The organism is Acetobacter fallax (assembly GCF_011516735.1).
GTDB classification, from domain to species: Bacteria; Pseudomonadota; Alphaproteobacteria; order Acetobacterales; family Acetobacteraceae; genus Acetobacter; species Acetobacter fallax.
Window position 1 is genome coordinate 1 of record NZ_WOSX01000062.1, and the last position, 13161, is coordinate 13161.

At 61.1% G+C, this 13161-nt stretch carries 11 protein-coding genes and 2 pseudogenes; 4 read left to right on the top strand and 9 right to left on the bottom strand.

Annotation, left to right across the window (positions count from 1 at the left end):
* Window positions 1-98 precede the first annotated feature (98 nt).
* Both trbF and GOB85_RS17175 read right to left on the bottom strand, forming a co-directional pair.
* Window positions 99-728 carry a conjugal transfer protein TrbF gene (gene trbF, locus GOB85_RS17170; protein WP_173578661.1) on the bottom strand — a complete coding sequence of 210 codons (630 nt, stop codon included), beginning with the start codon at window positions 726-728 and terminating at the stop codon, window positions 99-101.
* A 5-nt stretch (window positions 729-733) separates the two neighbouring features.
* Window positions 734-2051, bottom strand: a pseudogene (locus tag GOB85_RS17175) (type IV secretion system protein).
* A gap of 611 nt (window positions 2052-2662) precedes the next feature.
* Between GOB85_RS17175 and ltrA the strand changes: the two are divergent.
* The gene (gene ltrA, locus GOB85_RS17180; RefSeq protein WP_173578662.1) at window positions 2663-4216 is read left to right on the top strand and encodes a group II intron reverse transcriptase/maturase; all 1554 of its coding nucleotides are present in this window, start codon (window positions 2663-2665) and stop codon (window positions 4214-4216) included.
* Window positions 4217-4338: 122 nt separating this feature from the next.
* On the opposite strand, the pseudogene trbJ reads toward ltrA, so the two are convergent.
* From trbJ to GOB85_RS17215, 7 genes and pseudogenes are all read right to left on the bottom strand, one after another.
* Window positions 4339-5053 (bottom strand): annotated as a pseudogene (gene trbJ, locus GOB85_RS17185) (P-type conjugative transfer protein TrbJ).
* Window positions 5050-7491, bottom strand: coding sequence for a conjugal transfer protein TrbE (gene trbE / locus GOB85_RS17190; protein ID WP_173578663.1), 2442 nt, complete (start codon window positions 7489-7491; stop codon window positions 5050-5052). The pseudogene trbJ and the gene trbE overlap by 4 nt, the downstream one beginning before the upstream one ends.
* Window positions 7492-7504: 13 nt before the next feature.
* Window positions 7505-7780, bottom strand: a complete 276-nt coding sequence (locus GOB85_RS17195) for a VirB3 family type IV secretion system protein (RefSeq protein WP_010516001.1) — start codon at window positions 7778-7780, stop codon at window positions 7505-7507.
* A complete protein-coding gene (locus GOB85_RS17200) occupies window positions 7780-8148 on the bottom strand; it encodes a TrbC/VirB2 family protein (RefSeq protein WP_173578664.1) in 369 nt (122 codons plus the stop codon). Before GOB85_RS17200 ends, GOB85_RS17195 begins: the two co-directional genes overlap by 1 nt.
* Window positions 8145-9101: a P-type conjugative transfer ATPase TrbB gene (gene trbB / locus GOB85_RS17205; protein ID WP_173578670.1), complete on the bottom strand. Its 957-nt coding sequence runs from the start codon at window positions 9099-9101 to the stop codon at window positions 8145-8147. The genes GOB85_RS17200 and trbB overlap by 4 nt, the downstream gene beginning before the upstream one ends.
* A gap of 194 nt (window positions 9102-9295) precedes the next feature.
* Window positions 9296-9742 (bottom strand): CopG family transcriptional regulator, encoded by a 447-nt coding sequence (locus tag GOB85_RS17210; protein ID WP_173578665.1) that lies wholly within the window; start codon window positions 9740-9742, stop codon window positions 9296-9298.
* A 7-nt stretch (window positions 9743-9749) separates the two neighbouring features.
* Entirely contained in the window at window positions 9750-11750 is a 2001-nt protein-coding gene (locus GOB85_RS17215) for a conjugal transfer protein TraG (RefSeq protein WP_173578666.1), read from the bottom strand.
* A gap of 173 nt (window positions 11751-11923) precedes the next feature.
* Between GOB85_RS17215 and GOB85_RS17220 the strand changes: the two genes are divergently transcribed.
* From GOB85_RS17220 to GOB85_RS17230, 3 genes are all read left to right on the top strand, one after another.
* Window positions 11924-12193, top strand: a complete 270-nt coding sequence (locus GOB85_RS17220; protein WP_173578667.1) for a type II toxin-antitoxin system CcdA family antitoxin — start codon at window positions 11924-11926, stop codon at window positions 12191-12193.
* 4 nt (window positions 12194-12197) lie between these two features.
* Window positions 12198-12509, top strand: coding sequence for a CcdB family protein (locus GOB85_RS17225; protein WP_173578668.1), 312 nt, complete (start codon window positions 12198-12200; stop codon window positions 12507-12509).
* A 96-nt stretch (window positions 12510-12605) separates the two neighbouring features.
* Window positions 12606-13127 (top strand): hypothetical protein, encoded by a 522-nt coding sequence (locus GOB85_RS17230; protein WP_173578669.1) that lies wholly within the window; start codon window positions 12606-12608, stop codon window positions 13125-13127.
* Window positions 13128-13161 lie beyond the last annotated feature (34 nt).

The following is a 13161-nucleotide window of genomic DNA, read 5'->3' on the forward strand; positions in this document are numbered from 1 at the left end:
CTGCGCTCGGGTGATTTCAGTCCAGGCCATCTTGATCTCATCAGGTTATCGCAAACCCATGAATCATAACCCGCTGAAATCACTCAACTCATTTTCGGTCAGACACTGAGATGGTCGGCATCGCGTGGCGTGCGCAGCGTGACGGAGACGATGGTGGTCCAGCGTTCGGTGCCGGTGAACGCGCCGTCGCGGTAATGGCGCTCGGTCCAGGCCACACGGAAGCTGCCGGGCGAGGCCCGGATGACCGAGGCGATGTCCACCTCGACCTGCTCGTGCCCGATGCGCGAGAACGGATCATTCAGACGGGCATAATCGTTAAGCGCCTGGGCACCCGACGTGGTGGTGAAATCATAGGCCCGCAGCCAGTTGTGCCGGACCACGATAGCATCGGACGACAGGGACCGCACATCGCCAATAAACTGTGCCAGATTCCAGGCGATCTGCGGATCGGCGGGCATATAGCCCGCTGTCGCGGGGGCCACGACCTGCGCCTGGCCCAGATGATCCACCTGCACCACCCACGGCGTGATGGTGCCGCGCGCGGACTGCCAGACCAGCCCGGCCCCGAGCCCCGCTGACAGGAACAGGCTGCCAAAGGCCATGAGCCGCCAGTTGTGGGCCTGCACGCGGGCGGAACCAATGCGTTCATCCCAGATCTGGGCGGCTTTCTGATAGGGGGTGACCGGCTCCGGCGTCGTGCCGTAGCGCACCGTGGAGCGACGGAACATCGTCCTCATTCCTTTTCCGACAGATCGATTGAGGAAGACCCGCCCCCACCATCGGCGGAGCGGATGACATGGGCTGCCTCGGCGGCATGGGTCGCGGCCTGCCGGCGCTTCATGCGGCTTGCCCAGCGCGGGGGCTCACTGGCGGATGATGCTGGCGAGGATGACCCCGTCTCAGCAGCGCCACCACCCGAACCGGTTGTCCGGCCACCGGTCGCGGTAAAGGCTGCCTTGCCGCCCGATGAGAAGCTGTCCTTCATGGCGCTGGCGGCACTGGCGGCCTTGTTCTTCACGGCACCTGCAGCCGCAGACCCGGCCGCCCGGCTAATGCCGCCCACGCCCGCAGCCATCCGCGCACCTGCGCTCCCGCCGGCTGCGGTCGCGGACCCGAGCGTGTAGGCTGTTGATGCAGCGCCTGCTACGGCGGCCCCTCCCCGCGCGGCTGCCGCCGTGGCGGCCAGGGCTGCCCCACCACCAGAAACAGCCGCGCCGACGCCAGCCACGGCAGCAGCCCCCATGCCAGCAACAGCCATGCCCGTGCCGACAGCGGCACCCGCGCCAAGCTGGGGCGCGCCAGCGATCAGCCCGTTGGCCAGACTGCCCCCGAAAATTGCAAGGCCTACAATGGCCAGTGAGGCGATAACCACGGACAGGGCCTGCCCGACCGTGGGCTGCACATTGCCATAGGAGGTGGTGAACTGGCCGAACAACGTCGCGGCAATGCCGCTGATCACGGCCAGCACCATGATCTTCACGCCCGAGGAGACGACATTGCCCATGACCTTCTCGGCAAGAAAAGCCGTGCGGTTGAACAGGGCAAACGGAATCAACACGAACCCTGCCAGCGTGGTCAGCTTGAACTCGATCAACGCCACGAAAAGCTGCACGGCGAGAATGAAGAACGCCGCCAGCACGATCAGCCAGGACAGACACAGCACGAAGATCTGGATGAAATTCGTAAAGAAGGCGACCGGGCCGCAGGAACTGGTCCAGCGACAGCGTGCCCCCACCGGCTTTCAGGCCAAGGGCGGCAAAACTGTCAAAGACGGTCTTCGACAGGCTGGAAAAATTGCTGATCAGGAAGGAAAAGAACCCGATATAGAGCGTCTTTTTCACCAGACGCTGGATGACATCCTCGTCCGCCGCCCAGGCCCAGAACAGACCCGCCAGCGCCATATCCAGCACGGACAGCGATCCCGCGAGCGAGATCATACTCCCCTTCACCAGACCGAAGCCGGTATCGATGGTGGTGGTGAAGGTGTTCAGGAATGTATCGATAACGCCGACATCGTTCATGTGCGCTGGGACTAAGTTAGAGAGGGACATGCTTTGACTTTCAAGCCGTTACCGATCTCGCGGGGTGAAAGACCCCGCACGCCGTGTGACGCAACATGCGGTGATAAGCAGAGGGGTGAGGTGAACCGGATGCTTCCGGAGAGCCGTAAATCAGCAGAACCCCTCAAAGTCGGATGCACGGGGACTTCCGATCCCGTGGACGATCCGGCAAGCGAACCTGCCATGGCGAGGGAAACCGAACCGATGGCGGACGCCCCGGCAGATGTTGGAACTCGCCAACTCGGAGGTAGGCGGGTCGGCATGCGGCGTAAGCCACATGCCGGTGGAGCGTTGGTCCTTGCTATCAATACAGGGACCGAAGGCATGCAGTCTCTCACTGCAAACCAGCCTCAATATAAGCTTGCGGTGTATCGAGGCCAGATTCCACACGGGGTATAGTCGGCGCCTAAAGCAGGTAAGAGATCAGTCTCGGAACCCAGGAACCCTATCATCGCCTCCGGCGGCGTCGGATGCCGGATGGCTGAAGCGATCAGCGACCGCGATGATGGGGGACGGAGCCTTCGTAGTAGTCCGAGGACGGGAAAGCCGGCCACATGGCGAAGGGGGGCAGTAGATGCAGGAAGCAGGCAGGAGGTGGACATATGTCCAACGGTGTGAATACTTCGTTTGTCCTCGACATGCAGCGCAAACTGTATCGGTGGAGCAGTGACACACCTGAAAAGGTGTTCGCTGATCTGTTTAATCTCGTATGCGACAGCAGAACCCTGTCCGAGGCTTGGAGAAGGCTCGCCCACAATAGTGGCAGCCGGACACCGGGCACGGATGGGATGACGCGACGCACGGTTGAAGAGCGTCCCGGCGGTGCGACGGAGTTCCTCGCTGAAATACGCGTGGCACTTCGCAGCGGAACCCATCTCCCGGAACCTGTCAGGCAACGGCTCATCCCGAAGCCCGGCAAACCGGGGAAGTTCCGACCGCTTGGCATTCCCACGCTCACCGACCGACTGGTACAAATGGCCTTGAAGCTGATCCTGGAGCCCATTTTCGAGCCGGACTTCTATCCGACCTCCTTTGGGTTCCGAAAAGGACGAAGCACTCACGATGCTCTGGCACGAATCCAGAGATGCCTTCATCCGACAAAGCGCGGACCCTCGGTCTATGGCTACGTCATAGAAGGCGACATCAAGGGCTGCTTCGACGCTATCGACCATCACGTCCTGATGGAATGCGTGCGACGACGCATCAGTGACCGCAAGGTACTGATGCTGATCCTCTCGTTCCTGAAAGCGGGCGTAATGATCGAAGGGACCGTCAAACACCCCGTAACAGGCTCGCCGCAAGGCGGGATCATTTCGCCGATGCTGTCCAATATCTACCGGACAGATATCGACGAACGTTATGGACGATGGTCCATGCGCCCCCGTGAGCCAAGTATAAACGCTGCCGCCCGACGGATCAGAGACCATCGGAAAGGCAGGCCGGTTTATTACATGGTACGATACGCGGACGACTTCGTCGTTCTCGTGGACGGCACGAGGGAGCAGGCGGAAGCTGAGAAGCGCGCGCTGGCGGAATTTCTGGAAACAGAACTCCGCATGGAACTGTCGCTGGAAAAGACCAAGATCTCGGATGTCAGGGAAGGCATTGACTTCCTCGGCTACCGGGCGGTGCAGGCCAAGGGGCTCCTCACGGGGCACCAAGTCGGCAAACTCTTCATTCCAAAGAGCAAGCTCAACGACCTGCGCCACAAGATCAAAGTCACGGTGAAGGGCATACCCACCGGGTGCTCTCTTACCGAAGTCATCGACAGGCTCAATCCTCTCATTCTCGGTTGGAGAAGTTACTACCGATATGCCACACGGGCACATCGGGACTTCGCCCACCTTGATGACTGGATATGGTGGCGCGTAGGGCGCTGGCTGAGGAAGAAGCATCCGAAAACGCCGTGGCGAAAACTGCGGCGTCGCTACTTCATGAGCGCCCGGGGGAAACGACGGCAGTGGTCCGAAGGGACCAAGCGCCTGCGATTCTTCTCTGAAGGAGGAACGACGCGGTACCCCGCCAGAAGTATCGAGAAGATGAACAGATGGGATGCAAATATGGAAACAAGGGCGCGTCAAAACGTCCTTGAATTCTGGAATGCGTTCCGCAGCCTCAGTCATAACTGGGACTGGATTACACCCACGGGTGGCTAACCGCCCGTGTATGGAGAGCCGGATGCGAGGAAACCCGCACGTCCGGTTCGGGAAGAGGGGTGGAGAAACTTGTCTCCGTAAGGGGACGTAGCACTTCATCCCTACTTTCACTGCCATGGCCGTCAGTTCCCGCTGCTGCCGAACATAGAGACCGAAGTCGGGCTATAGGCATCATATTGGGAAAAATGCTGATACTGAGCTTCGCTCTCTGCTTCGGTGGCAGCATTCCGCGCCTGCTGGAGGGCGGTGGCCCGGCCATTGGCGGCGAGTTCGGCCTGGATATCGGACAACTGGCGCGACTGAAGCGCGAGAAGCTGATTGCCGGCCTGCGCCGCCTGCAGGGCACCCGTGGAATCCTGGCTGGCCAAGACAAGCTGGGTCATGGCGCTGCTGTCGGAAGGAATATTCCCCACCACCCGCGCCTGCAGCTTCAGCGCGTCCTCGAACCCACTCACGGAATTCTGCCACCGTGTCTGCGCCTGGCTGAACAGGGCGCTGTCGGACATGCCCGACGAGACCGATGTGTAGGCCTGTTGGTATTGCTGCTCGACGGACTGGACGCTGTAGGCAATGTTCTGCGCCTGCGCGAGCAGTGCTCGTGGTCTGGGAAATCGTCGATAGCGGCAGGCTCGCCAGATTGCGCGCCTGGTTGACCAGCATCTGCGCCTGATTGGCCAGCGACGTGATCTGATTGTCGATCTGCTGGAGGGTCCGTGCCGCGATGAGAACATTCTGGACATGGTTGGCTCCGTCATACACCGCCCATTGTGCCCGGGCCTGTGGAGCGCCAAGCGACAGCAGAGCCGCCGTACCGCAGAGAAAGACCACATGCTTCATGACACAGATCCTTCCCGCAGAAGGTCCGCAGCCCACGTGACGCCACGCACCTCGAACCAGGCAGGGAGAAATCCGGAACGGCCATGTTCCGCCAGCACTCGGTCAATCAGTCGGTGATCGTCCTTTCCTGACGCCGCACATAGGGCAAGTGCTACCGGCCCGAGCCCCAGTTCGAACAGGCGGTTACCGCGCTGAGTCTGGCAGTAATATTCCCGTTTCGAGGCTGCACGCGCGATGATGGCGATCTGCCGGTCGTTGAGGCCGAAATCGCGGTAGATCGCGGCGATCTGCGGCTCGATCGCCCGCTCATTGGGCAGGAAGATCCGCGTCGGGCAGCTTTCCACCACCGCCGGGGCGATCGGCGAATTGGCAATATCCGACAGGGACTGCGTGGCGAAGATGACGCTGGCGTTCTTCTTGCGCAGCGTTTTCAGCCACTCCCGGAGTTGCCCCGCGAAATCGCCGTCGTCCAGGACCAGCCAGCCCTCATCGATGACCAGCAGCGTCGGGCGGCCGTCCAGCCGCCCTTCGATACGATGGAAGAGATAGGACAGCACGGATGATGCCGCGCCCGAGCCGATCAGACCTTCGGTCTCGAACACCACGCCGTCGGCCTCACCCAGCCGCTCGGCATCCGCGTCGAGCAGGCGGCCATAGGGACCACCCAGGCAGTATGGCGCCATTGCCTGCTTCAGGGCGTTGGACTGGAGGAGTGCTACCAGGCCGGACAACGTCCGTTCACCAATGGGCGACGATGCAAGGGAATTCAGGGCCGGCCAAAGGTGAGACTTCACATCCGGGGTCAGCGTTACCCCCTCTCCGACAAGGATCTGGCCGAGCCATTCGCTGGCCCATTTTCGCTCATCCGGATCATCAATCCGCGCCAGCGGCTGGAGCGAGACACTGCCACCCTGTTCTCCCGACAGATCAGCGTCTGTCAGCCCACCGCTGAGATCATGCCAGTCCCCGGCCATCGCCAGTGTCGCGGCCCGCAGCGAGCCGCCAAAATCGAAGGCAAAAATCTGCGATCCCGCATAGCGGCGGAACTGCAACGCCATCAGCGCCAGCAGCACGGATTTGCCTGCTCCTGTCGGTCCTGCGATCAGGGTATGGCCGACATCGCCGACATGCAGGGAAAACCGGAAGGGCGTCGCACCCGCCGTCCTACCGTAGAACAGCGGCGGTGCGTTGAAATGCCCGTCCCGTTCAGGTCCCGCCCACACGGCAGAGAGCGGAATCATATGCGCGAGGTTCAAAGTCGAAACCGGTGGCCGGCGGACATTGGCGTAGACATGGCCGGGCAGGCTCCCCAGCCATGCCTCAACGGCGTTGAGACTTTCCATCATGCAGGTGAAGTCACGGCCCTGAATGATCTTTTCCACGAGGCGAAGCTTTTCGGCCGCGATGCTGGCGCTGCCATCCCAGACCGTGACGGTCGCCGTGATATAGGCTTGCCCGACATCATCCGCTCCGAGGGATTGCAGGACGAGATCGGCATCGGCTGCCTTGTTGGCGGCGTCGTTGTCCACGAGGACCGAGGCCTCGTTGGTCATCACCTCCCGGACAATGGCTGCAATGCTCTTGCGCTTTGCAAACCATTGCCGCCGGATCTTCGTCAGAACCTTGGTGGCGTCGGTCTTGTCGAGCAGGATCGCGCGGGTGGACCAGCGATAGGGCATGGCCAGTCGGTTCAGATCGTCCAGAATTCCGGGAAAAGTCCGTGACGGGAAACCGGTAATCGTCAGGGTTTTCAGATACGCGTCGCCCAGTTTGGGTTCCAGGCCGCCCGAGAGCGGCTGATCCACCAGAAAGGCGTCAAGGTGCATGGGAATTTCCGGCACCCGCACGCGCTGGTTCCGGGTTGAAATGGTCGAATGCAGATAGGTCAGCGTCTCACCGTCATCCAGCCACGCCGCTTCGGGCATGAACCCGTCCAGCAACGCCAGAAGCCGATCACTGCGGTCCACAAACGTATGGAGCATGCCATGCGGGTCCGGCCCCTCGCGCTCCCTGCCTTCATACAGAAAACGCCCGGCGCGACCCGATGATTCCGCCGGTGGCAACCAGACCAGGGTCAGGAAATACCGGCTCTCGAAATGCGCGCCCTCATCCTCGAACTGCTCACGACGTTCCAGATCGACCATGTGCGAAGCGGCATCCGGGAAATCGCTGTCGGGATACACAGTCGCAGGCACGCGCTGCGCCTCCACGAATACCGCCCAACCGGACCCCAGACGGCGCAGGGCATTGTTCAACCTCCCGGTCACACCCACCAGTTCGGCAGGCGTGCCGCTATCCAGATCGGGGCCACGGATGCGCGCCGTGCGCTGAAAGGAACCGTCCTTGTTCAGGACGACGCCTTTCTCCACGAGCGCCGCCCATGGCAGGAAATCGGACAGGAAGGCAGCGCGGCTGCGATATTCACCAAGGGACATCATCGCCCTGCCCTCTCTATGCCCGGAGCCAGGCGGGGTAACGGAGATGCCGTCGTCCCACCTCGATGAAGAACGGATCGCGTTTCGCTCCCCAGACCGCGAGCCCATGGCCGACGATCCAGAATGCGGCCCCGATCAGCCAGAGCCGCAGGCCGAGGGCGATTGCAGCCGCCAGCGTGCCGTTGGCGATGGCCACCGCCCGTGGCGCGCCACCCAGCAGGATCGGGTCGGTCAGCGAGCGATGCACCGGGACATGAAATCCCGGCACCGCGTCATCGTCATATCCCGCCATCAGATCAGCGCCCCGCCGGAGAAGGAGAAGAACGACAGGAAGAAGCTGGACGCCGCAAAAGCGATGGACAGGCCAAAGACAATCTGGATCAGGCGGCGGAACCCGCCCGATGTTTCCCCGAAGGCCAGGGTCAGGCCGGTTACGGTAATGATGATCACCGAGATGATCTTCGCCACCGGCCCCTGCACGGACTCCAGGATCTCGTTGAGCGATGTTTCCCACGGCATGCTGGATCCCGATGCCCATGCCGATGACGCGAAAGCAAGCGACAGAAGCATGGAGGTTCCGAACACGCGAAGATCCGGCGCATGCCGGTCGGGACGTGCGACAGCGCACACCACGGCGCGCAGACGTGAAGGCGGCATCATGATGACTCTCCATTGGCAGAGCGGAATGTTTTAGAAGAGGAAAAGCTGACCGGACGGATGCGATAGGCTCCAGTCGCGGGATCAAGATCATCCACGGTGGCGAGTTCGGACAGGCGGCGGGAATTGCCGCGCCCCGAAAGCACGCCGATGACGTCAATGGTTTCCGCGATCATGGCGCGTGGCACCGTGACCACCGCCTCCTGGATCAGCTGTTCCAGACGATACAGGGTCGCCAGCACCGATCCGGCATGCAGCGTGCCGATACCACCCGGATGACCGGTACCCCACGCCTTGACCAGATCGAGGGCTTCGGCCCCACGCACCTCACCGATGGGAATACGGTCGGGGCGCAGGCGCAGGGCGGAACGGACCAGCTCGGACAGCGTGACGATGCCGTCCCTTGTGCGCATGGACACGAGGTTGGGTGCCGTACATTGCAGTTCGCGCGTGTCCTCGATCAGGACAACGCGATCACCGGTTTTCGCCACCTCGGCCAGCAGGGCGTTGACCAGCGTGGCCTTGCCCGTGCTGGTCCCGCCTGCGACCAGGATGTTTTTCCGTTCCGAGACCGCATGCCGCAGGAAATCTGCCTGTGCGTCGGTCATGATCCCGGCGGCGGCATAGTCATCAAGGGTGAATACAGCGACGGCCGGTTTGCGGATGGCGAAACTCGGGGCTGTCACAACGGGCGGCAGCAACCCCTCGAACCGTTCGCCGGTCGGGAGTTCCGCCGACACGCGCGGTGCTGCTTCATGCACCTCCGCTCCGACATGGTGTGCGACCAGCCGCACGATGCGCTCGGCATCGGCCGGTGTGATGGTTTCGCCCGTGTTGGCCATGCCCTCTGACAGCCGATCGATCCACAGCCGCCCATCGGGATTGAGCATGACCTCGACCACAGCGGGATCAGCGAGATGCCAGGCAATCGCCGGTCCCATCGCCGTACGCAGCATGGACATGCCACGTGCCGTGCCCCTTTCATGGATGACGGAAACCGACATGACCTTCCCCCGTATGGGCCGAACGCGACGGACGAACAGCGACGGGGATCATTAAGAAAGTCTGGAAACCGCGCGTTTCAACAGGAATTCAGAGGTCGTAGGATGGCGGCGAAACACAGGGCAAAAATACTTGCAAGGTGCGGATTTTACGCCTCCGGTTCATCCCGTGCGCCGGGATCCAAAACATCCTCCGGGATTTCCTGCTGGAGTCTTGGCCCCTGGGCCAGCCTGCGACCGAGGGCGGCGACAAAATTATCATAGCGCACCCCGGCCTGTGCCCGCGCCGCCTTCGCCGCCGGTTCGGGCAGCGGCGGGGTCGTGGTCAGCCAGAAGCGGATGAACAGCGCCAGGGTCTCCACCGTGATGCCAATATCACGCTCCAGCCGCGCGAGGCGCCGGTCCTGCCGGTCGAGGCGTTTCGACGTAGCAGCCTCGCGGCGCTCCTCCCCATCGGGCGAAAGGAAGGAGGCGACAGCAGCCTCGACGATCAGCGACATCGGCTGTGCGCGTCGCGCCGCATAGGCGGACAGGGTCTTCATCACCTCGGGGTCGAGATAGACGGAGATCTGGGCTTTCTTTTTTGGCATCACCATGTCTGCCTCACAGTCCAAGTTCATCGCCACGGTCGAGCGATGCCTGCCGGGCGACGCCGCGCATGAGATCGTTCATCCGGTTGTTGCGGGGCGCGATGTCGTCGAATTCATCGACCGGATCGGGCGTGAACTCGTTCTGCATCGGCTCTTTCTTTTCGACAGTGCCTTCGCCCAGTTCCGGCTGACGGCGTCGGGCGGACTGGTTCGGATCTTCTTCCTCATCGTCCATCATTGGCGTTTCAGTCGCCGCATCTGGCGCCGGCGGTCTGGGTGGGAGGGGACGGCCGCTCCAGTCGTCCGGGCATCCCTCCGTCGGGCGTGTGGGCTTCGGCGGCGGCAGGATACGCTCCTGAAAGCGGCTATCCTCGAAATAGCGGGCCTTCTTCGCGCGGATCGGATACAGCCCGGAGACCATGACAATCTCGTCTGCTGGCGAAAGCTGCATGATCTCGCCGGCCGTCAGCAGCGGGCGCGCGGTCTCCGAGCGCGAAACCATCAGATGCCCAAGCCATGGCGAAAGACGGTGGCCCGCGTAGTTCTTCATCGCCTTCATCTCGGTGGCGGTCCCAAGCGCGTCCGAGACACGTTTCGCGGTCCGCTCATCGTTGGTGGCGAAGCTCACTCGGACATGGCAGTTGTCGAGGATCGAATTGTTCGGCCCATAAGCCCGTTCGATCTGGTTGAGGGACTGGGCGATCAGGAAGCTTTTGATCCGGTAACCCGCCATGAAGGCCAGCGCCGATTCAAAGAAATCCAGCCGCCCGAGGGCCGGGAATTCGTCGAGCATCAGCAGGAGCCGCCGTCGCTGTGCCGCCGCATCAAGATCTTCTGTCAGGCGTCGTCCGATCTGGTTCAGGACCAGACGGATCAGCGGCTTGGTCCGGCTGATGTCCGACGGCGGCACGGTCAGATAGAGCGTCACCGGGCGATCACCATCAACGATGTCGGATATCCGCCATTCGCAGCGCCGCGTCACTTCTGCGACCACCGGATCACGGTACAGGCCGAGGAAGGACATGGCTGTGGACAGCACACCCGACCGCTCGTTGGGAGACTTGTTCAGCAGTTCGCGTGCGGCCGAGGCCACGACGGGATGCGCACCGGCATCGCCAAGATGCTTCGTCCGCATCATCGCCGACAGTGTTGTGGCGATTGGGCGCTTCGGGTCCGACAGGAAATTGGCGACACCGGCCAGCGTCTTGTCGGGCTCGGCGTAGAGCACGTGCAGGATAGCCCCGACCAGCAGGGAGTGTGAGGTCTTCTCCCAGTGATTGCGCTTCTCCAGACTGCCTTCCGGGTCCACGAGGATGTCGGCGACGTTCTGGGCATCGCGAACTTCCCATTCTCCACGCCGGATTTCCAGTAAGGGGTTGTAGGCCGAGGAGGCCGCATTGGTCGGATCAAACAGCACGACGCGCCCGAAACGGGCGCGGAATCCCGCCGTCAGCTCCCAGTTCTCGCCCTTGATGTCGTGGACGATGGCCGAACCGGGCCAGGTCAGGAGTGTGGGAATGACCATGCCGACACCCTTGCCGCTGCGCGTTGGCGCGAAGGTCAGGACATGCTCCGGCCCGTCATGCCGCAGGTAGGCCTTGCCATACCGGCCAAGTACCACCCCATCCGGGTCAAGCAGCCCGGCCTGGGCAATTTCATCCGACCCTGCCCAGCGCGCCGATCCATAGGTCTCGATCTTCTTTGCCTCGCGGGCACGATGGACGGACAGGGCCACTGCAGCGGCGAAGGCCAGCACGCCGCCTGAGCCTGCGATCCAGGCCCCGTGCGCGAATACAGCCGGGGCATAGGCATCGAAGACGTACCACCACCAGAAAAACAGCGGCGGCGCATAGACCGGCCAGCGATGGAACAGCACGAACCAGGGCCGACCGAGTTCAGGCTGGAAAGCGAGTTCCCATGCCGTCCATTCGGTCGCGGCCCACCAGGACAGGACGATCATGGACAGGACCAGCGCGACCTGTCCCCATTGAATACGTGTTCCGGGCTGCTCCATCTGCTCACTCCGATCCATCGGAGAAACAGCGGACAGCCGTCATTTCAAAGGACGCAAGCGCATTGTTGCCCCGATCGCACCCGGTCGGTCAGGAGCGAAAAAATACTTGCACCATGCGGTGCCCCTCCACATGATCTGGTCATGCGCATGGCATGCGTATAAGGAGTCGAAACATGGCTGGCACTGTCACCCGCACCACGCACTACGACCGGACAGCCAAGCGACGGCCGGTCAATCTGTCGCTCAATGCCGATCTGCTGGCCCAGGTTCGTCAGGTCACGCCAAACCTCTCTGCGACGGTCGAGACCCTGCTGGGCGACTATCTCCATGCTGCACGTGAAAAACGCGAAGACGAGCAACGGCAACTGGATGGCGTGATCGACGCGGTGAACGAACTGCATGCGCGGCATGGCTTCCTGAGCGACGAATTCTCAACACTCTGAACCGATGCCGCAATTCGCCATCTACCGGAACCCCGGCCGCAATCGGAACATCCCCTTCGTCGTGCAGATCCAGAGCAGTCGGCTGGAACGCAGTGTGGGTCGCGTGGTCATGCCACTCGTGCGGCTATCTGCCGGTAAGCCGCCAGACCATCCCCTGACACCGCACCTTCGCGTCGAGGGTGAAGACGTTTTCGCCAATCCGCTTGATCTGGCGACCGTTCCCGTTGAGCGGCTTGGCACAGTTCTAGGCATTCTGCCCGAACGAGAACAGGACGCAATCATCCGTGCGCTGGACGAACTGGTCAGTAGGGCATAACCGACATTTAGCATCCTTATTCGCCTCGTATCGAGGCGTTTATTAAAATCCATACCAGCTAACGCATTAAATACAGAAATTAGTAGGACTGATTGTATGTTTATAGTTGATGCATGCTTTATTAGAGGAACAAACTGGAGAACCCTTGAAACCATCTCAAAAAAAGAAAATATAGGTGTATCGCCAATTACCGCGATGGAATTGGCAAGTCATATCTGTGATTCTTTCAAAGAATCATCTTATCAACGCTCGAAAGTGAATTTTCTGAAGTGTAAGTTATTCAAAATTCTTGATGACCCGTTCTGGGCATTGGCCAAACGACGCATTATAACCGCACATAGTTCGCGTCAGCATGAATCGAAAATGGTTAGCCGCCTTCTCCCGCTTGTGGAAAGCTCTAGTCGTCTGGAAGATCTTCTCGAAAAATATATAGAATTCCCTGACGGGTACAGAACAAAATGTAATATAATGGAATATTCATCTTCTATTCTCTCTGAAGAAGAAAATGTATTTCGAAAGACCATTTCACGAATTTGGGCTAGAGGGTGTTATGTATTTTCTGGCGTGAGTGTTGCAGAACAGATGGATGAATACTGCGCGCAAACCATATCCATCTGATGTCAGTGACGAAGAATGGTCTCTGATTGTTCCG